Source organism: Priestia megaterium (assembly GCF_046599315.1).
In the GTDB taxonomy this organism is placed as follows: Bacteria; Bacillota; Bacilli; order Bacillales; family Bacillaceae_H; genus Priestia; species Priestia megaterium_F.
Genome location: NZ_JBKIKC010000001.1, coordinates 1334022 through 1358219, shown reverse-complemented (window position 1 = coordinate 1358219; position 24198 = coordinate 1334022). Strand labels below are relative to the sequence as shown.

Annotated in this window: 24 protein-coding genes; 23 read left to right on the top strand and 1 reads right to left on the bottom strand. The window is 38.6% G+C overall.

Annotation, left to right across the window (positions count from 1 at the left end; translation table 11 throughout):
- The first annotated feature begins 115 nt into the window (after nucleotides 1-115).
- From ACLHDF_RS07420 to pstA, 4 genes are all read left to right on the top strand, one after another.
- A complete protein-coding gene (locus ACLHDF_RS07420) occupies nucleotides 116-880 on the top strand; it encodes a ThiF family adenylyltransferase (RefSeq protein ID WP_013059302.1) in 765 nt (254 codons plus the stop codon).
- A 419-nt stretch (nucleotides 881-1299) separates the two neighbouring features.
- Nucleotides 1300-2184 carry a phosphate ABC transporter substrate-binding protein PstS family protein gene (locus ACLHDF_RS07415; RefSeq protein WP_251391501.1) on the top strand — a complete coding sequence of 295 codons (885 nt, stop codon included), beginning with the start codon at nucleotides 1300-1302 and terminating at the stop codon, nucleotides 2182-2184.
- A 124-nt stretch (nucleotides 2185-2308) separates the two neighbouring features.
- On the top strand, nucleotides 2309-3196 hold the full coding sequence (pstC, locus tag ACLHDF_RS07410; protein ID WP_413918230.1) for a phosphate ABC transporter permease subunit PstC: 888 nt from the start codon (nucleotides 2309-2311) through the stop codon (nucleotides 3194-3196).
- The gene (gene pstA / locus ACLHDF_RS07405; RefSeq protein ID WP_413918229.1) at nucleotides 3193-4122 is read left to right on the top strand and encodes a phosphate ABC transporter permease PstA; all 930 of its coding nucleotides are present in this window, start codon (nucleotides 3193-3195) and stop codon (nucleotides 4120-4122) included. Before pstC ends, pstA begins: the two co-directional genes overlap by 4 nt.
- 46 nt (nucleotides 4123-4168) lie before the next feature.
- Here pstA and ACLHDF_RS07400 read toward each other — a convergent pair whose 3' ends face one another.
- A complete protein-coding gene (locus tag ACLHDF_RS07400; RefSeq protein ID WP_413918228.1) occupies nucleotides 4169-5446 on the bottom strand; it encodes a replication-associated recombination protein A in 1278 nt (425 codons plus the stop codon).
- Nucleotides 5447-5672: 226 nt separating this feature from the next.
- Here ACLHDF_RS07400 and cymR point away from each other — a divergent pair, with 226 nt between their 5' ends.
- From cymR to ACLHDF_RS07305, 19 genes are all read left to right on the top strand, one after another.
- Nucleotides 5673-6089, top strand: a complete 417-nt coding sequence (cymR, locus tag ACLHDF_RS07395; RefSeq protein WP_016765621.1) for a cysteine metabolism transcriptional regulator CymR — start codon at nucleotides 5673-5675, stop codon at nucleotides 6087-6089.
- Nucleotides 6090-6112: 23 nt separating this feature from the next.
- The gene (locus tag ACLHDF_RS07390) at nucleotides 6113-7255 is read left to right on the top strand and encodes a cysteine desulfurase family protein (RefSeq protein ID WP_413918227.1); all 1143 of its coding nucleotides are present in this window, start codon (nucleotides 6113-6115) and stop codon (nucleotides 7253-7255) included.
- A 106-nt stretch (nucleotides 7256-7361) separates the two neighbouring features.
- Complete coding sequence (mnmA, locus tag ACLHDF_RS07385; RefSeq protein ID WP_413918226.1) at nucleotides 7362-8474, top strand: tRNA 2-thiouridine(34) synthase MnmA; 1113 nt, start codon at nucleotides 7362-7364, stop codon at nucleotides 8472-8474.
- Nucleotides 8475-8631: 157 nt separating this feature from the next.
- On the top strand, nucleotides 8632-9291 hold the full coding sequence (locus ACLHDF_RS07380; RefSeq protein ID WP_013085089.1) for a tetratricopeptide repeat protein: 660 nt from the start codon (nucleotides 8632-8634) through the stop codon (nucleotides 9289-9291).
- Between the two features lie 24 nt (nucleotides 9292-9315).
- Nucleotides 9316-11673 (top strand): ATP-dependent RecD-like DNA helicase, encoded by a 2358-nt coding sequence (locus ACLHDF_RS07375; RefSeq protein ID WP_413918225.1) that lies wholly within the window; start codon nucleotides 9316-9318, stop codon nucleotides 11671-11673.
- 141 nt (nucleotides 11674-11814) lie between these two features.
- Complete coding sequence (locus ACLHDF_RS07370; RefSeq protein WP_013059292.1) at nucleotides 11815-12006, top strand: hypothetical protein; 192 nt, start codon at nucleotides 11815-11817, stop codon at nucleotides 12004-12006.
- A 25-nt stretch (nucleotides 12007-12031) separates the two neighbouring features.
- Nucleotides 12032-12166 carry a YrzQ family protein gene (locus tag ACLHDF_RS07365; protein ID WP_013059291.1) on the top strand — a complete coding sequence of 45 codons (135 nt, stop codon included), beginning with the start codon at nucleotides 12032-12034 and terminating at the stop codon, nucleotides 12164-12166.
- A 114-nt stretch (nucleotides 12167-12280) separates the two neighbouring features.
- The gene (locus ACLHDF_RS07360; protein ID WP_413918224.1) at nucleotides 12281-13342 is read left to right on the top strand and encodes an AI-2E family transporter; all 1062 of its coding nucleotides are present in this window, start codon (nucleotides 12281-12283) and stop codon (nucleotides 13340-13342) included.
- Nucleotides 13343-13730: 388 nt separating this feature from the next.
- Nucleotides 13731-16364: an alanine--tRNA ligase gene (gene alaS / locus ACLHDF_RS07355; RefSeq protein ID WP_413918223.1), complete on the top strand. Its 2634-nt coding sequence runs from the start codon at nucleotides 13731-13733 to the stop codon at nucleotides 16362-16364.
- Between the two features lie 84 nt (nucleotides 16365-16448).
- Nucleotides 16449-16718: an IreB family regulatory phosphoprotein gene (locus ACLHDF_RS07350; protein WP_413918222.1), complete on the top strand. Its 270-nt coding sequence runs from the start codon at nucleotides 16449-16451 to the stop codon at nucleotides 16716-16718.
- Nucleotides 16719-17135 (top strand): Holliday junction resolvase RuvX, encoded by a 417-nt coding sequence (gene ruvX, locus ACLHDF_RS07345; RefSeq protein WP_013059286.1) that lies wholly within the window; start codon nucleotides 16719-16721, stop codon nucleotides 17133-17135.
- Between the two features lie 155 nt (nucleotides 17136-17290).
- Nucleotides 17291-17575: a DUF1292 domain-containing protein gene (locus tag ACLHDF_RS07340; RefSeq protein ID WP_013059285.1), complete on the top strand. Its 285-nt coding sequence runs from the start codon at nucleotides 17291-17293 to the stop codon at nucleotides 17573-17575.
- Nucleotides 17576-17991: 416 nt separating this feature from the next.
- Nucleotides 17992-19095, top strand: a complete 1104-nt coding sequence (gene mltG / locus ACLHDF_RS07335) for an endolytic transglycosylase MltG (protein ID WP_413918221.1) — start codon at nucleotides 17992-17994, stop codon at nucleotides 19093-19095.
- Nucleotides 19096-19276: 181 nt separating this feature from the next.
- Nucleotides 19277-19933, top strand: a complete 657-nt coding sequence (locus ACLHDF_RS07330; protein WP_413918220.1) for an O-methyltransferase — start codon at nucleotides 19277-19279, stop codon at nucleotides 19931-19933.
- On the top strand, nucleotides 19930-20859 hold the full coding sequence (locus tag ACLHDF_RS07325) for a peptidase U32 family protein (RefSeq protein ID WP_413918219.1): 930 nt from the start codon (nucleotides 19930-19932) through the stop codon (nucleotides 20857-20859). The genes ACLHDF_RS07330 and ACLHDF_RS07325 overlap by 4 nt, the downstream gene beginning before the upstream one ends.
- A 39-nt stretch (nucleotides 20860-20898) precedes the next feature.
- Complete coding sequence (locus ACLHDF_RS07320) at nucleotides 20899-22161, top strand: peptidase U32 family protein (RefSeq protein WP_413918218.1); 1263 nt, start codon at nucleotides 20899-20901, stop codon at nucleotides 22159-22161.
- Between the two features lie 7 nt (nucleotides 22162-22168).
- Nucleotides 22169-22804, top strand: a complete 636-nt coding sequence (gene udk / locus ACLHDF_RS07315; RefSeq protein ID WP_013059280.1) for a uridine kinase — start codon at nucleotides 22169-22171, stop codon at nucleotides 22802-22804.
- Nucleotides 22805-23022: 218 nt separating this feature from the next.
- The gene (greA, locus tag ACLHDF_RS07310) at nucleotides 23023-23499 is read left to right on the top strand and encodes a transcription elongation factor GreA (protein ID WP_013059279.1); all 477 of its coding nucleotides are present in this window, start codon (nucleotides 23023-23025) and stop codon (nucleotides 23497-23499) included.
- 117 nt (nucleotides 23500-23616) lie between these two features.
- A complete protein-coding gene (locus ACLHDF_RS07305; RefSeq protein WP_413918217.1) occupies nucleotides 23617-24180 on the top strand; it encodes an isochorismatase family protein in 564 nt (187 codons plus the stop codon).
- Nucleotides 24181-24198 lie beyond the last annotated feature (18 nt).

Here is a 24198-nt window from a genome sequence, read left to right as displayed (position 1 = left end):
ATGGATAAATGACGAATGCTCATGTTCGTTTTGCTAAAAATATGGTATAGTCAATTTCGTTGTTTATTTGAACTAATCGTACACATTGGTGTATTTAATAGAGGAGTGTTTTAAAATGTTGCATCAGTTTTCACGTAATGAACTGGCGATAGGAAAAGAAGGACTAGCGACTTTAAAAGGCAGCACTGTTGCTATCTTAGGAATAGGCGGAGTAGGATCATTTTCTGCTGAAGCTTTGGCTCGATCAGGAGTAGGGCGCTTAATTCTTGTAGATAAAGACGATGTTGATATTACGAATGTAAATCGTCAAATTCACGCGCTGCTTTCTACGGTAGGTCAGCCAAAGACAGAATTAATGAAGAAGCGTATTTTAGATATTAACCCAGATTGTGACGTCGTTTCTCTGCAAATGTTTTATACAGAAGAAACGTATGAAGAGTTCTTTAGTTATAAACCGGACTTCGTAGTGGATGCATCTGATACGATTTCGTATAAAATTCATTTAATGAAAGAATGTTTAAAACGTGATATTCCAATTATTTCAAGTATGGGTGCTGCGAATAAGATGGATCCAACACGTTTTAAAATTGCAGACATTTCAAAGACACATACAGACCCGATTGCAAAAGTAGTTCGTACACGTCTGCGTAAAGAAGGAATTCGCAAAGGAATCAACGTCGTTTTTTCTGATGAACGTCCAATCGTTATTCGGGAAGAAGTTCGTAAAGAAGTAGGAAATGATCAAGCGCAAATTCGCAAAGCGAAAATGCCCCCATCCTCTAACGCTTTTGTTCCATCTGTAGCAGGATTAATTATGGGCGGTCATGTTATCAATGAATTGTTAAGTGATATTAAAATTCGTCGCGTAGGTGATGAATAAAAAGAAGGCTATTGCAGCCTTCTTTTTTTATGGAAATCTTTGCTCCATTTATACTTCAGATGGAATCTTCTGTGTGATATGTATAAAAAGCACTAATGCTTTGAAAAATATGGATTTTTGATAGATTTACACTGTATTAAAAAAAGAGATTTATGTAAATTTATTTAACGCTGTATTTACATAAAATTTACGTTTTCGCTTTTTTTTTTATATCCTATACAGTAATATTCAGAAACCCTTATATATCAAGGGTTTTGATAGGAATAAGAAAAAATAAACCTCAAATAGCTAAGTTTACAGTAACTTAAAATTCACTTCATATAAAGACAACAATCTACTCGTATAATGTGTCTTGTACCTGTTGTTCGAGTACAAAGGACTAGTACTAATTACACATATATTTATTGGAGGGTAATGCAATGAAAACAAAGGGTTTTAAAGTAACATTAGCAGCTTTTTTAATGGTAGGAGCACTAGCAGCATGTGGTAAAGAAGGAGCAAGCAACGACAGTGGTTCGGGCAGCAAAGAAGAAGTGTCAGGTACGTTAACAGCAGCGGGATCTACAGCTTTACAACCACTTGCAGAAGAAGCAGCGAATGGAATTACTGAAAAATATCCAAACCTTTCAGTAACGGTACAAGGTGGAGGTAGTGGAACTGGTGTCAACCAAGTAGCATCAGGAGCAGTTGACATTGGAAACTCTGACGTTCCAGCAGCCGATAAAATCGAAGATAAATCAAAAGCAGATAAACTTGTCGATACGAAAGTAGCGGGCATTGGGTTCGCACTTGTTGTAAATAAAGATGTAAAAGTAGAATCGTTAACAAAAGAGCAAATTCAAAAGATTTTCTCTGGTGAAATTAAAAACTGGAAAGAAGTTGGCGGAAACGACGAAAAAATTAACGTAATTAACCGTCCCGCATCATCTGGTACACGTGCTACATTTGAGAAAACATTAATGGGTGACGCAAAAGTAAATGATAGCGTTGGTACAGCTCAAGATTCAAACGGAGCGGTTGAACAATCAGTAAACTCAACGCCAGGAGCAGTAAGTTACCTTGCTATGTCGTATTTAATTGGCGATAAAAAAGAAAGTTTAAAAATGCTTAATATTGATGGTGTAGAGCCAACAACAGAAAACATTGTTTCTGAAAAATATCCGTTCTGGTCTTATGAGTACATGATTACAAACGGTGAACCAAAAGATGGTGCAAAAGAGTACATTGACTATGTAGCTGGTAAAGATTTTGCTAAGCAAGTAGAAGATATGGGCTATATCCCAATGACTGAGTTCAAAAAATAAGAGTGTTTTTAAAAAGAATAGGGCTGACTAACAAAGTCAGTCTTATTCTATTTGAATGTTAATAAAGTATATAGCGAATAAAAAGAAAAGCGAATATATACTGAATATGTAAGGAGACAGAGCGATGAAGGGGAAGAAATCCATTAATTATGTAAAAAGCGAATACATTGGCCGTACGCTTTCTACATTTTGCGGTATTTTAATTGTACTTGTTACGCTAGCTATTATCGTATTTATTTGTGAAAAAGGCATACAGTCATTTTTACAAAGCGATATATCAATCGGTGAAATGCTGACTTCAACAAAATGGAGCCCAAATAATAAAGAATACGGGGCACTCGTGTTTATTCTAGGTTCCATGCTTGTATCAATCGGAGCTGTTATTATAAGCGCTCCAATTGGAATTGCTATCGCCATTTTTAACAACTATATTTCGCCTAAATTTGGTTCAACGGTTTTACGACCGGTGCTAGAACTTTTAGTCGGAGTTCCTTCAGTGGTATACGGTCTTTTAGGGGTTACAATTTTAGTGCCGCTTCTTCGCAATAACTTTGGCGGAGTGGGCTTTAGTTTGATTGCCGGAATTATTGTTCTAAGCGTCATGATTCTTCCGACAATTGCAAGTATTGCTGACGATGCAATTCGAAGCGTAGCACCTGAATATTTAGAAGCTTCTTATGGATTGGGTTCAACAAGATGGCAGGCAATTAGCCGAGTGATTATTCCATCAGCTAAAACAGGTATTTTAACAGGGATTGTGTTAGGGCTTGCCCGCGCATTCGGAGAAGCGCTAGCTGTTCAAATGGTTATCGGAAATACGGTTAAGCTTCCTGAAAGCTTATATAGCCCAACGGCAACATTAACAGGTATTTTAACGATGGATATGTCTAATACGCTAAACGGAACGGCATGGAATAACGCATTGTGGACGTTAGCCATGATTTTACTGCTTATTTCTTTCGTGTTCATTTTAATTATCCGAGCAATTGGGAAACGAGGTGCTCATCAATGAAAAACAAAAATGCACGCACAGTAAATAATATATGGACAGGTATTTTTTACGGCATTGCCGCTCTGGTTGTTGCGCTATTAGTATATTTAGTTGTTGAAATTATCGCCAAAGGCTGGGGATTTTGGGACCCAAACTTTTTATTTGGAAAGCCAAGCAATACAATGGCAGGAGGCGGTATCGGACCGCAGCTGTTTAACTCGTTCTACATGCTTGTTTTAACGCTGATCATTTCTATTCCTCTTGGTTTAGGAGCTGGAATTTATTTAGCGGAGTACGCGAAGCAAGGTCGTTTCTTAAATTTCGTCCGCTTATGTATTGAAACAATGGCGTCATTACCGTCCATTGTAGTTGGTTTATTTGGATTGTTAATTTTTGTAACATTTTCAGGCTGGGGCTATACGCTTATTGGCGGAGCACTTGTGATTACAATTTTAAATTTACCGGGTTTAACGCGCGTATGTGAAAGTGCGATTGCATCTGTTCCTGCGAGTGTAAAAGAAGCGAGTTTAGGCTTGGGTGCGACTAAATGGCAAACAATTGTCAAAGTAGTCATTCCATCAGCCATTCAACAAATTATCACAGGTGTTATTTTAACAGCGGGACGAATCTTTGGAGAGGCAGCTGCGTTGATTTATACGGCTGGCCTAACGACGCCGATGTTAAATTCAAATGCTGACTTAACAAGTCCTGTAAACCCGTTTAATATTTTTCGGCCAGCAGAGACGCTTGCCGTCCACATTTGGAAATTAAACTCTGAAGGAATTGTACCCGATGCGAGATTGATTGCAACAAAGTCAGCTGCAATTCTAATCATTATGGTTCTGTTGTTTAACATTATCGCTCGTTTAGTTGCTAAGCTTTTAGACAGCTATTTTAAAGGTTCAACAAAAACGAAAAAACGAAAAGAAGTTAAAAGTGCAGCTTAATATACAAAGACAAAAAAGAAAATGGCTTTGAAACTGAGCATCAGTTTCAGCCATTTTCTTTTTTTAATGTCTCTAAACGATTGAAAACTTTTGAAAAGTATTTTTCTTGTCCATTTTGTTTAGGATGAAAATATTGTTTGTTTTTGATGCGATCCGGTAAATACTGTTGAGGGACCCATCCGTTCTCAAAATCATGCGGGTATTGATATTCAACGCCTCTGCCAAGGTTCTCTGCTCCTTTATAATGAGCATCCTTCAAGTGAGGGGGAACGTCGCCTGACATCCCTTTTTTTATATCATTTATCGCTTCATCTAAGGCTTTGTAAGCAGCGTTGGACTTCGGTGATAGGCAAAGTTCAATAACGGCGTTTGCAAGCGGGATACGAGCTTCTGGAAGTCCTAATCGCTCAGTTGCTTGAATAGCTGCTAGAGTTCTCATGCCAGCATCCGGATCAGCTAGTCCTATGTCTTCATAGGCGATGACTAAAAGGCGACGATTGATACTGATCAAGTCCCCTGCTTCAATTAGCCGTCCCAAATAGTGAAGAGCAGCATTTACGTCGCTGCCGCGGATCGATTTTTGAAAAGCGGATAATACATCATAGTGGGCATCACCATTTTTATCATGGGAAAAATATTTTTGCTGTAAACATTCTTCCGCCGTTTGTACGGTGATAACGATTTTACCATCGCTTTCACTTGTTGATAAGATAGCCAGTTCAAGAGCATTCAAAGCCGAGCGCACGTCACCGTTACAGCTGTTGGCGAAGTGGTTCATCGCGTCATCTTTTACGACAATTTTTCTGTCGCCAAATCCGTTGGATGAGTCGTTAAGCGCTCTGGTTAACGCTATTTTGATATCATTTGGCGTAAGAGGTTTTAATTCGAAAATTTGGCACCTGCTTCGAATAGCAGGGTTGATTGCATGATAAGGGTTGCTTGTTGTCGCTCCGATTAGAATGATCATGCCGTTTTCTAAATAAGGAAGTAAAAAGTCTTGCTTAGCTTTGTCAAGACGATGAACTTCATCTAACAGTAGAATCACTTTGCCTGACATTTTGGCTTCCTCGGCGACAATTTCCATATCTTTTTTATTATTTACAACGGCATTTAACTGGCGAAAAGCCGTGTTAGTTGTTTTTGCAATAGCTGTGGCAATTGTTGTCTTTCCAACGCCTGGAGGTCCATATAAAATCATCGAGCTTAAGTGATTTGCTTTTACCATTCGATAAATCATTTTATCTTTGCCAACTAAATGCTGCTGCCCGATAACGTCATCTAAATGAGTGGGACGCATTCGAAATGCGAGAGGTTTTGTAGCCATGTTTGTCTCCTTTCTTTTCTTTCACTTTATCATAAGAGGTGAATAGTTGGTCAAAATTTATCTTATAGGCATAGTATGCTATAATATCAACAGTTACATTTGCAAGAAACTTGTAGAGAGCAGTTCATATAGCTTAGTAAAAAACGACTCATCACAGCATTCAGTGACAACGTGAGAGTCTTATTTTTTTCATAAATAAAAATAGTGTATTGAAGGAGTGTAACGTATGAAAATTTCAACAAAAGGACGCTACGGTTTAACGATTATGATTGAGCTTGCGAAGCGTTTTGGCGAAGGTCCTATCTCGCTTAAAACCATTGCTCAAACGCACGATTTATCTGAACATTATTTAGAGCAGCTTATTTCACCGCTGCGTAACGCTGGACTTGTAAAAAGCGTACGCGGAGCCTATGGAGGTTATATCTTAGCAAATGAACCTGCTAACATTACTTCCGGTGATATTATTTCTGTTTTAGAAGGTCCTATCAGCCCTGTAGAAGGAATTGAAGATGAAGAGCCTGCAAAACGCGAGCTGTGGATTCGTATTCGAGATGCAGTTAAAGAAGTACTAGATAGTACAACGCTTGAGGATTTAGCGAATCATTCCGATGACGATCAAGCGTCTTATATGTTTTATATTTAATAATGAGCTAGGAGGCGTTTATTTTGGAACGTATTTATGTTGATCATGCAGCAACGTCTCCAATACATCCAGCAGTCGTTGAAAAAATGACGACTTTTATGCATGAGTACTTTGGAAATCCGTCTAGTATTCATCACTACGGGCGAGAAAGTCGACGCTATTTAGACGAAGCTCGCCAAACGATTGCAGCAAGTATTGGAGCACACGAAAATGAACTGATTTTTACAAGTGGTGGAACAGAAGCAGATAATATGGCACTGATCGGAGTAGCTCTTGCAAACCGCCATAAAGGAAATCATATTATTACCACGCAAATTGAACACCACGCTGTGCTTCATACGTGTGAATATTTAGAGACACAGGGCTTTGAAGTGACATATTTGCCAGTTAACGAGTACGGACAAGTGTCAGTGGATGAAATAAAATCAGCCCTAACGGATCGAACAATTCTTGTGTCAGTGATGTTTGGAAATAATGAAGTAGGTGCTATTCAGCCAATTGAACAAATTGGTGCGCTATTAAAAGAGCATGGTGCATATTTCCATACGGATGCAGTGCAAGCTTATGGATTAATTCCGTTAAATGTGCAACAATTAGGTGTCGATCTTTTATCCGTTTCGGCTCATAAAATTAACGGACCAAAAGGAATTGGCTTTTTATATGCAGCTGCTCACGTTTCTTTGTCTCCGTTGCTATTTGGAGGAGAACAAGAACGCAAACGACGAGCTGGCACCGAGAACATGACAAGTATTGTCGGGTTTGAAGAAGCTGTAAAAATTTCGCAACAAACGCTGCAAACACGTGCAGATGATTATAGAAGATACAAAGAAATAATGGTAGCTGTGTTGAAAGAAGAAGGTATTTCATTTGAAATTAACGGACATCTTGAAAATTCTCTGCCACATGTGTTAAATTTATCATTCCCAAAAACAAATGTTGAATCGATGCTCGTGAATTTAGATTTAGCAGGAATTGCAGCATCGAGCGGTTCAGCTTGCACGGCGGGAGCGATTGATCCTTCTCATGTGCTTGTTGCTATGTTTGGAAAAGGTTCTGAACGTTTAACAACTTCTATTCGATTTAGTTTTGGCTTAGGAAACTCGGCTGAGCAAATTGAAAAAACCGCACGTCAAACAGCAAACATCGTTAAGCGACTAACGATGTAAATAGCAGCCATCAGTAGGGTCTTCATCCCTCACTGATGGTTTGTGTCGTTTCTTTCGCTTTTTAGCGAATTATTTAATTAAAATGAAGAAAACGGAGGTGGCGAAGTTGACAAAATCACCTAAAGATACACGTGTAGTAGTCGGAATGAGCGGAGGCGTTGATTCATCTGTGGCAGCTCTTTTATTAAAACAACAAGGATACGATGTGATCGGAATCTTTATGAAAAACTGGGACGATACAGATGAAAATGGTGTTTGTACTGCGACTGAAGATTATAACGATGTTATTCGCGTATGTAATCAAATTGGTATTCCTTACTATGCGGTCAACTTTGAAAAACAATATTGGGATAAAGTATTTACCTACTTTTTAGATGAATATAAAGCAGGTCGTACACCGAATCCTGACGTAATGTGTAATAAAGAAATTAAATTCAAAGCCTTTTTAGAGCATGCAATGACGCTAGGAGCAGACTATCTAGCGACAGGACATTATGCACGCGTTGCGTATCGTGACGGTGAGTATAAAATGCTTCGAGGTGTGGATGGAAATAAAGATCAAACGTATTTCTTAAATCAATTAGGACAAGATCAGCTGTCAAAAGTAATGTTCCCGATTGGTGAAATTGAGAAATCAAAAGTGCGGGAAATTGCGAAAGAAGCAGGACTTGCTACAGCAACGAAGAAAGATAGCACAGGTATTTGTTTTATTGGTGAACGCAACTTTAAAGAATTTTTAAGTCAGTATCTTCCTGCACAGCCAGGCGTGATGCAAACGCTTGATGGCGAAGTGAAAGGAAAGCACGACGGTCTAATGTACTATACGATTGGTCAACGCCATGGTTTAGGTATCGGAGGTAGCGGCGAACCTTGGTTTGTAGTTGGAAAAGATTTAGAAAAAAATGTTTTATACGTCGATCAAGGCTTTCACAATGAGCTGCTCTATTCTACATCTCTTACAGCAACAAATGTCAGCTGGATAAGTGGCCGTGACTGGTCGTCACCAATGACGTGCACAGCAAAATTCCGCTATCGTCAAACTGATTCAGCAGTAACAGTTGAAAAAGTTGATGATGATACAATTAAAGTTATTTTTGCTGAACCTGTGCGTGCAATTACGCCAGGTCAAGCAGTTGTGTTTTACAAGGATGACGAATGTCTTGGTGGAGCAACTATTGACAAAGTATTTCAAGAAGAAGAGCAAATCTGGTACGTATAATTCATACAAGCAAGAACTAAAAACCTCAGCCGTATATAGCTGAGGTTTTTCTATGATATACTTTAATTATTGGGTAAACTAATAACTTACATATTCTAGATTTTCATGATGTGAAAGTCTTTTAAATCCTAACTAAAACAGTGGAGTGAACGAAAAAATGACGGATAAAAATCAGCTAGGAATTCAGTATATGCAGGAAGGAAAATTTGAAGAGGCAGCTAAAACATTTTCAGAAGCAATTGAAGATAATCCAAAAGATCCAATTGTGTATGTGAATTTTGGCAATTTGCTAGCGGCTGTTAGTGAAATGGATCGTGCTTTAAAATTTTATGAACGCGCGATTGAATTAGATGAAGAAACGGCAACAGCTTATTACGGAGCAGGAAACATTTACTTTAACGCAGAGCAGCTTGAGCAAGCAAAGCACTATTTTGATTTAGCAATCAAAAAAGGCTTAGATTCATCTGATGCGTACTTTATGCTTGGTTTAACGCTGTTTCATATGGAAGAAATTCGTTTTGCGATGCCTTATCTTCAGCGAGCGGTAGAACTAAACGAACATGATGTAGAAGCAAAATTTCAGTACGGTCTTTGTTTAGCACAGCTCGAAATGGTAGATGAAGCAATTGCTGAATTTCTTAAAGTAGTAAATCAAGAACCAGAACATGCCGATGCTTTTTATAATTTAGGCGTAGCGTATGCCATGAAAGATGACAAAGACAAGGCGATTGAGATGTTAGATGAAGCTTTAAACGTGCAGCCAGATCACGTAATGGCAGCAAATGCTAAACAAGTTCTGTCTACATTAGAACATTAAGAAAGCGGGTAAAGGAAGGATAACATGAACGAAGAACAAGTGAACCCTTCACAGCCGGAACGTCATTATATAAGCGGCACGTCGATTGTAACGGTCTTTCATAACGAAGAAAACTTGTATAACGTTACGCGGATACGGATCAAAAAAACAAATTTAGAGATTGAAGATAAAGAAACGGTCGTCACAGGTTATTTTCCTAAGCTTAATGAAGATGAAGTATACACGTTTTACGGGGACTTCAAAGAGCATCCAAAGTTTGGTCTGCAGTTTCATGTTGAACAGTTTAAAAAAGAACTTCCGCAATCAAGGCAAGGGGTTGTTCAGTACCTATCTAGCGATTTATTCCACGGAATCGGTAAAAAAACCGCTGAAAATATTGTGGACGCTTTAGGAGAACGCGCGATTTTTCGTATTTTGCAAAATGAGTCTGTGCTAAAAGAGGTTCCGAGGCTTTCAGCCGACAAGGCAGAAGCTTTAGTCACGCAGCTTCGTGAACATCAAGGGTTAGAAGAAGTAATGGTAAAGCTAACAGACCTCGGGTTTGGGCCACAGCTTTCGATGAAGATTTTCCAAGCGTACAAACAAGAAGCACTTGAAATTGTTCAAAATAATCCTTATCAGCTCGTAGAAGATATTCAAGGTATTGGTTTTAGCCGAGCCGATGAACTTGGAAAGAGGCTTGGTATGGCAACCAATCATCCTGATCGTTTGCGTGCAGGTATTTTATATGTAATTGAGCAAGAATGTAATCAAATGGGACATGTATATGTCACGGCAGATCAGCTGTATGGAAAAACAGCCGAGCTTCTTCGAAAAAGCAGGCATGAGAACCTGTCTGAAATGGATCTTACCAGAGAAGTGGACGCGTTAAAAGCGGATAAAAAGCTTATTATTCAAGACGAAAAAATTTATTTTCCGCCCCTTTTCTATGCTGAAAAAGGGTTGGTTAAAGCTATTCAAAAAATTATGGCTCAAACACAGTACGAAGAGCAGTTTCCAGAATCGGAATTTTTACTAGCTCTGGGTGAGCTAGAAGAGCGATTAGATGTGCAGTATGCACCGTCTCAGCGCAAAGGAATACAAACCGCTTTAATGTCTCCAATGCTCCTTTTAACAGGTGGACCAGGTACAGGGAAAACAACGGTTATTAAAGGGATAGTCGAACTCTATGCAGAACTTCACGGATGTTCGTTAAACCCAGGGGATTATAAAAAAGATGAAGCTTTTCCTGTGTTACTTGTGGCCCCTACTGGACGTGCTGCTAAACGAATGAGCGAAGCGACGGGACTTCCCGCAGTTACGATTCACAGATTATTAAAATGGAACGGACAAGAAGGATTTGATCATAATGAAGAGAATCCAATTGACGGGAAATTACTGATTGTAGATGAAGTATCGATGGTAGATTTGTGGCTTGCTCATCAGCTGTTTAAATCTCTTCCTGCTAATTTACAGGTTATTTTAGTTGGAGACGAAGACCAGCTTCCTTCAGTAGGTCCAGGACAGGTGTTAAAAGATTTACTGAGTTCAGAAGTAGTTCCTACCGTCCGCCTGACAGATGTATACAGGCAAGCGGAAGGGTCGTCAATTATTGATTTGGCTCATGAAATAAAAAAAGGAAAGCTTCCGGAAGATTTATCTAGGCAGCAAGGAGACCGTTCCTTCATTCGTTGTCAAGGACAGCACATCACGAACGTCGTGCAACAAGTTTGCGGGAATGCGTTAAAAAAAGGGTATACGGCTAAAGACATTCAAGTTCTAGCTCCTATGTATAAAGGCCCTGCAGGAATTGATAAACTGAATGAAGTTCTTCAGGAATTATTTAATCCGGCTTCTGAGCAAAGAAGAGAGCTTAAGCACGGAGATATTACGTACCGAGTAGGGGATAAAGTACTGCAGCTTGTAAATCAGCCGGATAGCAACGTATTTAATGGAGACATGGGAGAAATCGTCTCAGTTTTCTTTGCCAAAGAAAATACGGAAAAACAAGATATGCTGGTTATTTCATATGAAGGAAATGAAGTGACTTACACAAAGCAAGACTTTAATCAAATAACCCATGCATACTGCTGTTCCATTCATAAATCACAAGGAAGTGAATTTCCCATTGTTGTACTTCCAATTGTCAAAAGCTATTACCGGATGCTCCGACGTAATTTACTTTATACGGCCGTTACACGGAGCAAACAGTTTTTAATTTTATGCGGAGAAGACGAAGCTTTTCAGCTTGGAGTCAGCCGAAATGAAGATAGCGTCCGACAAACGAATTTACAGCCTTTGCTTCGAGAAAACTTGGATAACGATATAGAGGATCCGGAAATTCCATTTATGAAAGATGCAAATATTGGGATGGAAAACGTTACGCCGTATGATTTCATGTAACCTTTCGCATGCTAACAAAGAGTTAAATAAACTCCTTTGTTACCATCCTTCTTTGCTAATTGTCAGAAAATAAAGTATGGATATGGAAAGAAGTGGACATAATGCGTTTATATAAGTAGAACGTATAAAGAGGTGTCGACTTTGTTTAAGTGTCCAAACTGTAAAAGTATTGACGTTGGCAAAATTGGTGTAAATCAGTATTACTGCTGGAATTGTTTTATTGAAATGACTATTTCAAAAGGACAAATTAATACTCACCAAGTAGAAGAAGATGGGACTTTGAGCTCGCTTGATGATTTGTTCTCAGACGACGAGCGCACAATCAATTTCTAATTCTTTTTTACCGGGAGGAAGAGCAATGGGCAGAATCATTCCGTCAGTAGTCGCTTTCGGTCTTGGAGCTTATGCATTTAAAATGGCAGATGATCGAGAGATGTTCACAAAAAGAAATATGAAAAAAATGCGTAAACGTATGATGAAAGCTATTCACTAATAAAAGAAGCACTATTGCACTGAGCTGCAATAGTGCTTTTTTGCAGGCAGAAAATGCACCTGCATGTATAAACTCTTTTCTTTATCAAAAAATAGAAGAGAGGAGGAGTTTACGTTGAAAGATAGTTCATTCAAATGGTTCTATAGATTCGGACTGTTGTTACTAGCGCTGCTGTGCATATTAGTCTTTTTTAAAGTCCAGTTTTTATGGCTGCCTGTTATTTATATGATTTTAAAAGCACTGCTGCCTTTTTTTATTGCGGCATTTATTACATATTTACTTCATCCGCTTATTGAAAAAACACATGATAAAGGCGTGCCTCGTCCCCTAGCTATTTTACTGATCTACGTCGTCTTTTTTGGAGGAATCGGATTTGGAGCCTATAAGTCGTACCCTATTTTTGTAGAACAAGTAAAAGATTTAAACGAACAGCTGCCTCATTTTACGAATACATATAGACATTGGGTAGAATCGATTCATGATCGTACAACTTCACTTCCAAACGGTATACACGAGAAAATTGAAGGCAGCATTGATGATGTAGAAGCTACGCTCAACGTGTGGCTTACAAAAGTGGCGGAAGGACTAAAATCATTGATTACCTCCTTTTTGATTATAATCATTATTCCATTTATTGTTTTTTATATGTTGAAGGATTTTTCCTCTATTAAGAAAGCAACAGCTTATGTTACACCTAAAAAGTGGCACAAACCAGGGAAGCGTTTTTTATCGGATGTGAATGAATCGCTGGGCAACTATATTCGAGGGCAATTTTTTGTTTGTCTCATTATTGGTGTAATTGCCACAGCGGCACTGTGGTTCTTTCATGTACCTTATGCACTTCTTTTAGGCTTTATTATTGGCGTAACAAATATTATCCCATATTTTGGCCCGATTATTGGTGCGGTTCCAGCAGCTATTATTGCAGCCACGATCTCGATAAAATTGGTTATTACCATTGTCATTATTATCTTTGTGCTGCAGTTTTTAGAAGGAAATGTTCTGTCTCCGCTCATCGTAGGAAAAAGCCTTCATATTCATCCGTTGTTTATCATGCTTGCGCTCCTTCTAGGAGGAGAGTTTGGAGGGGTAGTAGGTCTGATTTTAGCTGTGCCCATTTTAGCAGTCATTAAAATATCGATTTTGCATATCCGCTCTTATACGCTCAAACATTGACAAAGAGCGGTTAATTTGTCATAATATCGCCATAAGAAAACGCTACATATTTTGAACACAATGATGGATCGAGTACGTTGCACACTGGTTTTTAGAGAGGGGCTTCCTTGGCTGAAAGAAGCGCTAAACGAAGAGCAGCTGAACGCTAGTCCAGAGTGCAGGCTAAAACCTGCCGTGTCAGCAACGTTAACGCTATGAAGGTGATAAATGCTTTTGGCATTTATAATCAGGGTGGTACCGCGAGTTCAACTCTCGTCCCTGCTACAGGGATGAGAGTTTTTTTGTGTGCAAATAACTAGCAATTGCTTTTGGACATAAGGAAAATAGATGCTTTTATGTCATCATTTTTTTGTCTATAAATAAGAAGAGTATTAAAGGAGGAGCAATCATGAAAAAACTGACGTCAGCACAAGTTCGTCAAATGTATTTAGATTTCTTTAAAGAAAAAGGACATGATGTAGAACCAAGCGCATCTTTAGTTCCATATGAAGATCCATCTTTATTATGGATTAACAGTGGAGTAGCTACATTAAAAAAATATTTTGATGGTCGTGTTATTCCTCAAAACCCGCGTATTTGTAACGCGCAAAAATCTATTCGTACAAACGATATTGAAAATGTAGGTAAAACTGCTCGCCACCATACGTTTTTTGAAATGCTTGGTAACTTCTCTATCGGTGATTATTTTAAAGAAGAAGCAATCCAATGGGCATGGGAATTCTTAACGAGCGACAAATGGATTGGCTTCGACGCAGATAAGCTGTCTGTAACGATTCATCCTGAAGATGAAGAAGCGTTTAAAATCTGGAATGAAAAAATGGGCGTGCCTAAAGAACGCATCATTCGTTTAGAAGGTAACTTCTGGGATATTGGAGAAGGTCCTAGTGGTCCAAATACAGAGATCTTTTATGATCGCGGAGAAGCATATGGAAATGATCTGACTGATCCGGAATTGTATCCAGGTGGAGAAAATGAGCGTTATTTGGAAATTTGGAACCTTGTATTTTCTCAATTTAATCATAATCCTGATGGTACGTACACGCCGCTTCCAAAGAAAAACATCGATACAGGAATGGGCTTAGAGCGTATGGTTTCTGTTATTCAAGATGTGCAAACAAACTTTGATACAGATTTGTTTATGCCAATTATTGAAGCAACAGAGAGCATTTCAGGCGCTAAATATCGTACAAATGACGAGCAAGATACGGCATTTAAAGTCATTGCTGACCACATTCGTACCGTAACATTTGCTGTAGGCGATGGTGCTCTTCCTTCAAATGAAGGCCGTGGGTATGTGCTGCGCCGTTTGTTACGCCGAGCAGTTCGCTATGCTAAAAAGTTAAACATTAATCGTCCATTCATGTACGAGCTAGTGCCGGTAGTAGGTGAAATCATGGTTGATTTCTATCCGGAAGTAAAGAAAAAAACGGATTTTATCCAGCGCGTAGTAAAAAATGAAGAAGAGCGTTTTCATGAAACATTACATGACGGACTAGCTATTTTAGCAACCGTTATTAAAAAAGAAAAAGCGCAAAACAGTGATACAGTACAAGGCGAAGACGTTTTCCGTTTATATGATACGTACGGCTTCCCTGTTGAATTAACAGAAGAATATGCAGAAGATGAGAATATGAAAATTGATCATGCAGGTTTTGAACGTGAAATGGAAGCGCAGCGTGAGCGTGCACGTGCTGCTCGTCAAGATTCTAGTTCTATGCAAGTTCAAGGTGGCGTACTTGGCGAAGTAACGGCTGCAAGTGAGTTTGTTGGCTATGATAAAAATAAAGTAGAAACAGTTGTTGAAGCAATTATTGTAGGCGGTGAGCTTGTTGACCGCGCTGAAGCTGGAACAGAAGCGCAAGTCATCTTAAGCCACACGCCATTCTACGCAGAAAGCGGCGGTCAAATTGCGGATCAAGGTACTATCCAAAGCGCTACCGGAACAGCTGAAGTAAAAGACGTTCAAAAAGCGCCAAACGGTCAAAATGTCCAAACGGTATCTATAACAAGCGGTGAGCTTGTAAAAGGTGAAACATATACGGCGACAATTGATGAAGAAAACCGCAGTGCTATTGTGAAAAACCATACGGCAACGCATTTATTGCATCAAGCATTAAAGGATACGTTAGGAACACATGTTAATCAAGCAGGTTCTTTAGTAACAGCGGATCGCTTGCGCTTTGACTTCTCTCACTTTGGCCAAGTGACACAGGAAGAGCTTGAGAAAATTGAACAAATCGTTAATGAAAAGATTTGGGACAGCATCTCTGTACAAATCGAAAATAAAGCAATTGATGAAGCAAAAGCGATGGGCGCAATGGCACTATTTGGTGAGAAATACGGAGATATCGTGCGCGTAGTACAAGTAGGTGACTACAGCTTAGAATTATGTGGTGGGTGTCACGTGCCAAATACATCTGTTATCGGTTTATTTAAAATTGTATCAGAATCCGGAATCGGTGCAGGTACTCGACGTATTGAAGCTGTAACTGGAAAAGCTGCATATCAGTTAATGAATGATCAAGTAGGCTTACTGAAAGAAGCTGCAGCAAAAGTAAAATCCAACCCCCGTGATTTAGTAGGGCGCGTTGAAGGGTTACTAGAAGAAATCCGTAACCTTCAGCGTGAAAATGATTCACTGTCTACAAAACTTGGCAATATTGAAGCTGGCAATCTCGTTGACCGCGTGCAAAACATTAATGGTGTAAATGTACTAGCAGCGAAAGTAAATGCAACGGATATGAATAACCTTCGTGCAATGGTTGACGATTTAAAACAAAAATTAGAATCTGCCGTGATTGTATTAGCTTCTCCACAAGGTGAAAAGGTAAATATTATTGCAGGTGTAACAAAAGATTTAATTGCTAAAGGCCATCATGCCGGCAAACTTGTCAAAGAAGTAGCGACGATTTGCGGCGGAGGCGGAGGCGGACGCCCTGACATGGCGCAAGCTGGAGGGAAAGACGCTAGCCAAATTGAAAAAGCACTTGGCACTGTAGAAGAATGGGTTAAATCCGTTTAATTCTCCTCTTTCTTGGTGTACAATATAAATAAGACTTAGCATAGTGCACAATGTGTTCACAAATTAAGAGAGTGAGGTGGGACCGTGAGTTCATTTGATAAAACGATGCAATTTAATTTTCAAGATGAGCCAGCTGAAACAAACGTACATGAAGTATTGTTTACGGTTTACGACGCACTGCAAGAAAAAGGCTACAACCCGATCAACCAAATCGTTGGGTATTTGTTATCAGGAGACCCTGCTTACATTCCTCGTCATAACGATGCGAGAAACACAATCCGCAAGTTAGAGCGAGACGAGCTCATTGAAGAACTTGTTAAATCTTATTTACAACAGCATCGAAAGGATTCATAAATGCGCGTATTAGGATTAGATGTAGGAACCAAAACAATCGGTGTGGCAGTTAGCGATGAAATGGGATGGACAGCGCAAGGAATTGAAACAATTAAAATTGCAGATGAGCAGATGGAGCAATCATATCCTCGCTTACAGCAGTTAATTGATGAATATTCCGTAGAGAAAATCGTAGTGGGTCTTCCTAAAAATATGAATGGTACGATTGGCCCTCGAGGCGAAGCGTGCATCGAGTTTGCTGACAATGTCAAAGAAAAACTTAACATTGAAACGATGATGTGGGACGAGCGCTTGTCGACGATGGCAGCAGAGCGAGTACTGCTGTCTGCTGATGTGAGCCGCAAGAAACGCAAAAAAGTAATTGATAAAATGGCAGCTGTTATGATTCTTCAAGGATATTTGGACAGCAAGCAATAAGAAAAGCAGCAGCCTTTGCCTAAGCTGGCAAGTTATGAATTTCCCTTTTGCATATTTCTTTTGTACGTAAAAGGGAAGTGAAATAACTCAACAGCTTGCTTTTCGCTGAAGAAAAAGTTAAGCTAAGAGCTTACAATATAAAATGAGGTGCAAATATGAGCGTAGAAGAAAATAAAATTACAATCGTCGATGAGAATGGAAATGAGCAGCTATGCGAAATTTTATTCACATTTGATTCTGATCAATATAACAAATCATATGTAATCTACTATCCAATCGGAGCAGACCAAGATGATGAAGAAGAAATTGAAATTCATGCATCTGCTTTTACACCAAGTGAAGATGGTCAAGACGGTGAGCTTCAACCGATTGAAACAGAAGAAGAGTGGGACATGGTTGAGGAAATGGTTAACACATTCCTTGACGAAGAAGGCGAATAATTATAGTGAAAAAGCTGATGACAACCGTTATCAGCTTTTTTTTACGTAGTGGCTGTTCTTTTTAGATATAAAAAGGTTTTTCCTTGCATTCTTAGGGCAGATTGTATGATAATGACGAAAAATAAGATAAATTGTAGTATAATAATTCCTGCGTGTGAGAATGCGTTTTAATAAAAGAATTCATTGTTTGAACGGATGAAACTAGACTTTGGGCAGACAATAACATAAATCATGGAAAAATTTTATAAGAGGAGATAGTTTAAGGAAGCGATACCATCTCACACCTATAGGAGATACGAATGAATCGCAATCTCATGTATCCTCTCTGTTAGTTAATACTTATAAAAAATCAAGAAGAAAAGAGGTGAAACTGGTTGTATCTTCTTTTATAGAAGTAGATTTAACCAGGAAGCTGCTTGTCGCAACAAACATTTTTACCACCTAATCGTTCAAGAAAAAAACGAGTTATTTTTATTACAATTATCGTGCTTCTTTTACTTGTAGGCGGGGCATTTTTCTATGCTCAATCCCGCTTAACACCCGTGGATCGAAACAGCAATAAAAAAGTAAATGTGACCATTCCACAAGGTTCTTCTGTCCAATCGATTGGCGCGGTATTGAAAAAAGAGGATTTAATTAAAAGTAAAAGTGCATTTCGCTATTACGTAAAATTAACCCATGTTTCTGGATTTCAAGCTGGAACGTATTTATTTTCTCCTTCTATGAGCTTAGGGGAAATGGTTGAAAAAATGGAAAAAGGCGAGGTTTCAAAACGACCTGATATTCGTGTCACCATTCCAGAAGGCCGTCAACTTGTCGAAATAGCTGATATCATTGCTAAAAATACAAAGTTTACAAAAGATGAAGTCATGAAAAAGCTAGACGATAAGGAATTTATTAGTAAAATGAAAGAAAAGTATCCAGATTTAGTAACCGATGAAGTGATGCAAAAAGATATTAAACATCCGCTAGAAGGTTATTTATATCCCGTTACGTATGATTTTTATGATAAAAACGTGTCGTTAGATGAAATATTGGATAAAATGGTAGGGAAAACAAATAATGTATTAGGTCAGTACAGTGGGCAAATGGAGAAGAAAAAATTCAGTGCACATAAACTGTTAACAATGTCATCTCTAATTGAAGAAGAAGCGACTGAAAAAGTTGACCGAGAAAAAATTGCCAGCGTCTTTTATAATCGTCTTGAAAAAAATATGCCTCTTCAAACGGATCCAACCGTTTTGTATGCGTTAGGCGAGCATAAAGATCGTGTGTTCTATAAGCATTTAGAAGTAGACTCTCCTTACAATACGTATAAAGTAAAAGGATTGCCTCCAGGACCAATTGCCAGCTCTGGTTTAATGTCAATCAAAGCTGCGTTGCATCCAGCCAATACAGATTATTTATACTTCTTGGCTACGCCGGAAGGAAAAGTTATTTTTACAAAAACGTTAGAAGAACATAATAAAGAAAAAGCTAAGCATATTACAGGTAAAGAGAAGGAAAATACCGAAAAATAATTGGAAATTTAAAATTGGGGAATCGCGATACTTCGCATTCCCCATCTTTTATGTTAAAATATATCGGGTTTACGTAAAAACGAAAAAAACTTATAATAGACTAGTTGTCTTACTATTTTGCAGTAATGAAACGTTATGAAAACATAATGTAAAATGTACTTCTGAGAACGGAGGAAGTGTTTTGCTTTTACAAAACGTAGAGCAGTATGTGGAACAGCTTATCCCTAAGCGCCAGGAGCTCATTGAAGAAATGGAAGCTTATGCAAAAGAACATCACGTGCCGATTATGGAATTGATCGGTGTTGAAACGCTATTGCAGATTCTTCGTCTTCATCAGCCAAAACATATATTAGAAATTGGAACAGCGATTGCGTATTCGTCTATTCGGATGACTCATGCGCTTCCCAAGGCACGAGTGGTTACGGTAGAACGAAATGAAGAGCGTTACCAAAAAGCGCAAGAGTTTATTGAACGCGCAGGAAAACAAGATAAAATTGTGTCGTTGTTTGGAGATGCACTAGAGCTTAGAGATGAAATCGAACGTCATGGTCCTTATGATGCAGTCTTTATCGATGCAGCTAAAGGTCAGTATCAGCGTTTTTTTGAACATTATGAGCCGATGCTTTCTTCCAAAGGAATGATTATTTCGGATAACGTACTATTTAAAGGTCACGTAGCGACCGATTTGGCAGAAGTAGAAACACGTCGACGTCGCAGCCTGATTAAAAAGATTCAGGCATACAATACGTGGCTGATGGACCATCCCGATTATTATACAACTATTCTCCCTATTGGAGACGGAATCGCGATTAGTATTAAAAGAGGTGAACAAGAATGAAAAAACCAGAACTATTAGTGACACCAACTGCAGTTTCGGAAATCGAATCGTTACTACAAGCGGGAGCAACAGCCATTATGGTTGGTGAACAGCGCTACGGCTTGCGTTTGGCAGGTGAATTCAAACGTGAAGATATCGTAGAAGCAGTGAATATTGCTCATCAGCATGATGCAAAAGTCTATGTAGCAATGAACGGATTATTTCACAATGATAAAATCGATGAATTAAATGAATATATTTTATTCTTAAAAGAAGCAAGCGTGGATGCAATTGTATTTGGAGACCCTGCTGTATTAATGGCAGTGCGTGAAACAGCTCCAGAAATGAAGATGCATTGGAGTACCGAGACAACGGGAACAAACTGGTATTCATGTAACTACTGGGGTCGTAAGGGAGCTAAGCGTGCAGTTCTTGCTCGTGAGCTAAGCATGGACAGCATTATTGATATCAAAGAAAAAGCAGAAGTAGAAATTGAAGTTCAGGTGCATGGCATGACGTGTATGTTCCAATCAAAACGTTCACTTCTTGGCAACTACTTTGAATATCAAGGAAAAGTCATGGAAATTGAAAATCGTAAAGTAGAAAAAGATATGTTTTTACTTGATAAGGAGCGAAATAATAAGTATCCGATTTTCGAAGATGAAAATGGAACGCATATTATGAGTCCAAATGATATGTGTATTATTGATGAGCTGTCAGAAATGATTGACGCTGAAGTAGATGTATTCAAAATTGACGGCGTATTAAAGTCACCACAATATATTTTAGAAGTAACAAAAAAATATCGTCAAGCGATTGATTTATGTGTAGATGATCGTGAAGAATACGAAAACGTTAAAGACGATTTGTTAGAAGAAATTGAAAGCTTGCAGCCAATTAACCGCCCGTTAGACACAGGGTTTTTCTTTAAAGAAACGGTATATTAAGAAGCATGCAAAGAAAGATAAACAAAGGAGGTACAAACGATGGCTGTTCAAATCGATGCTGTAGTAGAAGGTAAACGAGTTATTACTAAGAAGCCTGAGTTGTTAGCTCCAGCCGGTAACCTTGAAAAATTAAAAGTTGCCGTACACTATGGAGCAGATGCTGTATTTATCGGAGGAAAAGAGTTTGGCCTTCGTTCAAATGCAGATAACTTTACATTTGAAGAAATGGCAGAAGGTGTTCAGTTCGCAAACAAATACGGCGCACGTATTTATGTTACAACAAACATTTTTGCTCACAATGAAAATATGGACGGACTTGAAGACTATTTAATGGGATTAGAGCGCGCTGGTGTTTCTGGAATCATCGTAGCTGATCCGTTAATCATCGAAACCTGTCGACGCGTTGCACCTAATCTTGAAGTACATTTAAGTACACAACAATCACTTTCAAACTGGAAAGCCGTTCAGTTCTGGAAAGAAGAGGGGTTAGAACGTGTTGTACTTGCTCGTGAAACGGGTGCTGAAGAAATGCGCGAAATGAAAGAAAAAGTGGATATTGAAATTGAAGCTTTTATTCATGGAGCGATGTGTATTGCTTATTCAGGCCGCTGCGTGCTAAGTAACCATATGACAGCGCGTGATTCAAACCGTGGAGGCTGCTGTCAATCATGCCGTTGGGACTATGATTTATTTAAAGTAGAAGATGGTAAAACGGAAACGGCATTATTTGATGAGCAAGACGATCCGTTTGCAATGAGTCCAAAAGACTTAAATTTAATTCAATCTATCCCTCAAATGATTGAGCTGGGTATTGATAGCTTAAAAATTGAAGGACGCATGAAGTCAATTCATTATATTGCAACAGTCGTGAGTGTATATCGTAAAGTGATTGACGCGTACTGTGCAGATCCTGAGAATTTTATTATTCAAAAAGAATGGCTTGATGAGCTAGACAAATGTGCAAATCGCGATACGGCTCCGGCATTCTTTGAAGGCGTTCCGGGAGTAGATGAGCAAATGTTTGGCGTACACGGCAAGAAAACAAAATTTGATTTTGCCGGTTTAGTATTGAATTATGATGAAGAAACAAGCATCGTGACATTACAACAGCGTAACTATTTTAAACCGGGAGAAGAAGTGGAGTTTTTCGGTCCGGAAATTAAAAACTTTACGCAAAAAATAGATAAAATTTGGGACGAAGACGGCAATGAATTAGATGCTGCGCGTCATCCGCTGCAAATTGTAAAATTTAAAGTGGACCAACCTCTATTTTCATATAACATGATGCGAAAGGGGATTTAAGTATAAAATGGGGAAAAAGCCCGTTGTAATCGGTATCGCTGGTGGATCCGGTTCTGGTAAAACAACTGTAACCAAAGCTATTTATGAATATTTTAAAGGGCATTCTATTATGCTTCTTGAGCAAGACTATTATTATAAAGATCAAAGCGATGTACCGTTCGAACAGCGTTTGCAAACAAACTACGATCATCCTTTAGCATTTGATAATGATTTGCTGATTGAACACTTGCAAAACTTATTAAATTATGAGAGCATTGACAAACCGGTATATGATTACGCAATTCATACACGTTCTGAAAAGGTAATTAGAGAAGAACCAAAAGATGTTATTATCTTAGAAGGTATTCTTGTCCTAGAAGATCAGCGCTTGCGTAATTTAATGGATATCAAGTTATACGTAGATACAGATGCGGATCTTCGTATCATTCGTCGTATGCTTCGTGATATTAAAGAGCGAGAGCGTACGCTTGAGTCAGTTGTTGATCAATACGTATCTGTGGTTCGCCCGATGCATAATCAGTTTGTTGAACCAACAAAACGTTATGCAGACATTATCATTCCTGAAGGCGGTCAAAACCACGTAGCGATTGACTTGATGGTCACTAAAATTCAAACAATTCTTGAACAAAATGCCATTTTATAATAACATAGCATAGATGCAGGAATTTTTTTGAAGACAATGCAGACATATTCTGCTAACTAAACACAAACATTATAAAGAATAGAGAAACGAGCAGCTTCTATTTTGAAGCTGTCATTTCTCTATTAACTGATTTTTCCACAGAGTGGAAAATTTTTTGTACATACAGAAATTGACTGTATACACTAGAGATTTTGAGTTCAAGAAGGAGTGAAGGGATTATGGCACAAGAAAAAGTATTTCCAATGACAGAAGAAGGAAAGCTAAAGCTAGAGCAAGAGCTTGAATATTTAAAAACAGTAAAACGTAAAGAGGTTGTAGAGCGTATTAAGATCGCCCGCAGTTTTGGAGATTTATCGGAGAACTCTGAGTACGATTCTGCAAAAGACGAGCAGGCTTTCGTTGAAGGCCGTATTACAACGCTTGAGAATATGATTCGCAATGCGAAAATCATTGAAGAAGATGTAGAAAATTCTTCTATTGTATCATTAGGTAAATCCGTAACGTTTGTAGAGTTGCCAGATGGTGACGAAGAAACATATACAATTGTAGGTAGTGCAGAAGCAGATCCATTTGAAGGGAAAATTTCAAATGATTCGCCAATTGCTAAAAGTCTAATGGGCAAACAAATTGGAGATCAAGTAACTGTTCAAACTCCTGGTGGAGATATGTCAGTGAAAATTGTATCTGTTAAGTAAAACATATGGTTGGAAGCGTTCTACTGAATGCTTGTAAGTAAAAAAGCTGACACACGTCAGCTTTTTTATATGATTTTAAAAAGCGGAGAGAATATAAAAGATATGTAAGAAAGGAAGATGAAGATGAAGGATATCGATTTCACTAAAACAGCGCTTGTTTTAATTGATTTACAAAAAGGGATTGTTCCAATTGGCGGAGATGAAATTGTGGAGAAATCGGTTCAGCTTGTGAATCGTTTCCGTGAACAAAATGGATTTATTAGCTTTGTACGAGTAGATTTTCAAGATGGAAAAGATGCGTTGAAGCCAGAAACGGATCAAAAATCATCTGCTCCTCAAGAAAGACCTGCAGACTGGGCAGAATTTGATTCACGACTTAATGTGCAAGAGCATGATTACATTGTCACAAAACGTCAGTGGGGAGCCTTTTTTGGGACAGATTTAGACCTTCAGCTTCGCCGAAGAGGAATCGATACAATTGTCCTTTGCGGAATCGCAACAAATATTGGTGTGGAAAGCACGGCTCGTGAAGCATTTCAGTATGGATATAACCAAATTTTCATTACGGATGCTATGGCGACATTTACAAAAGAAGAGCATGAAGCAACGCTTTCTTACATCTTTCCGAAAATAGGAAAGTTAAGAACAACTCAACAATTTTTAATGGAAAATGAATCATAAAAACTTGCTGCTTCAGCA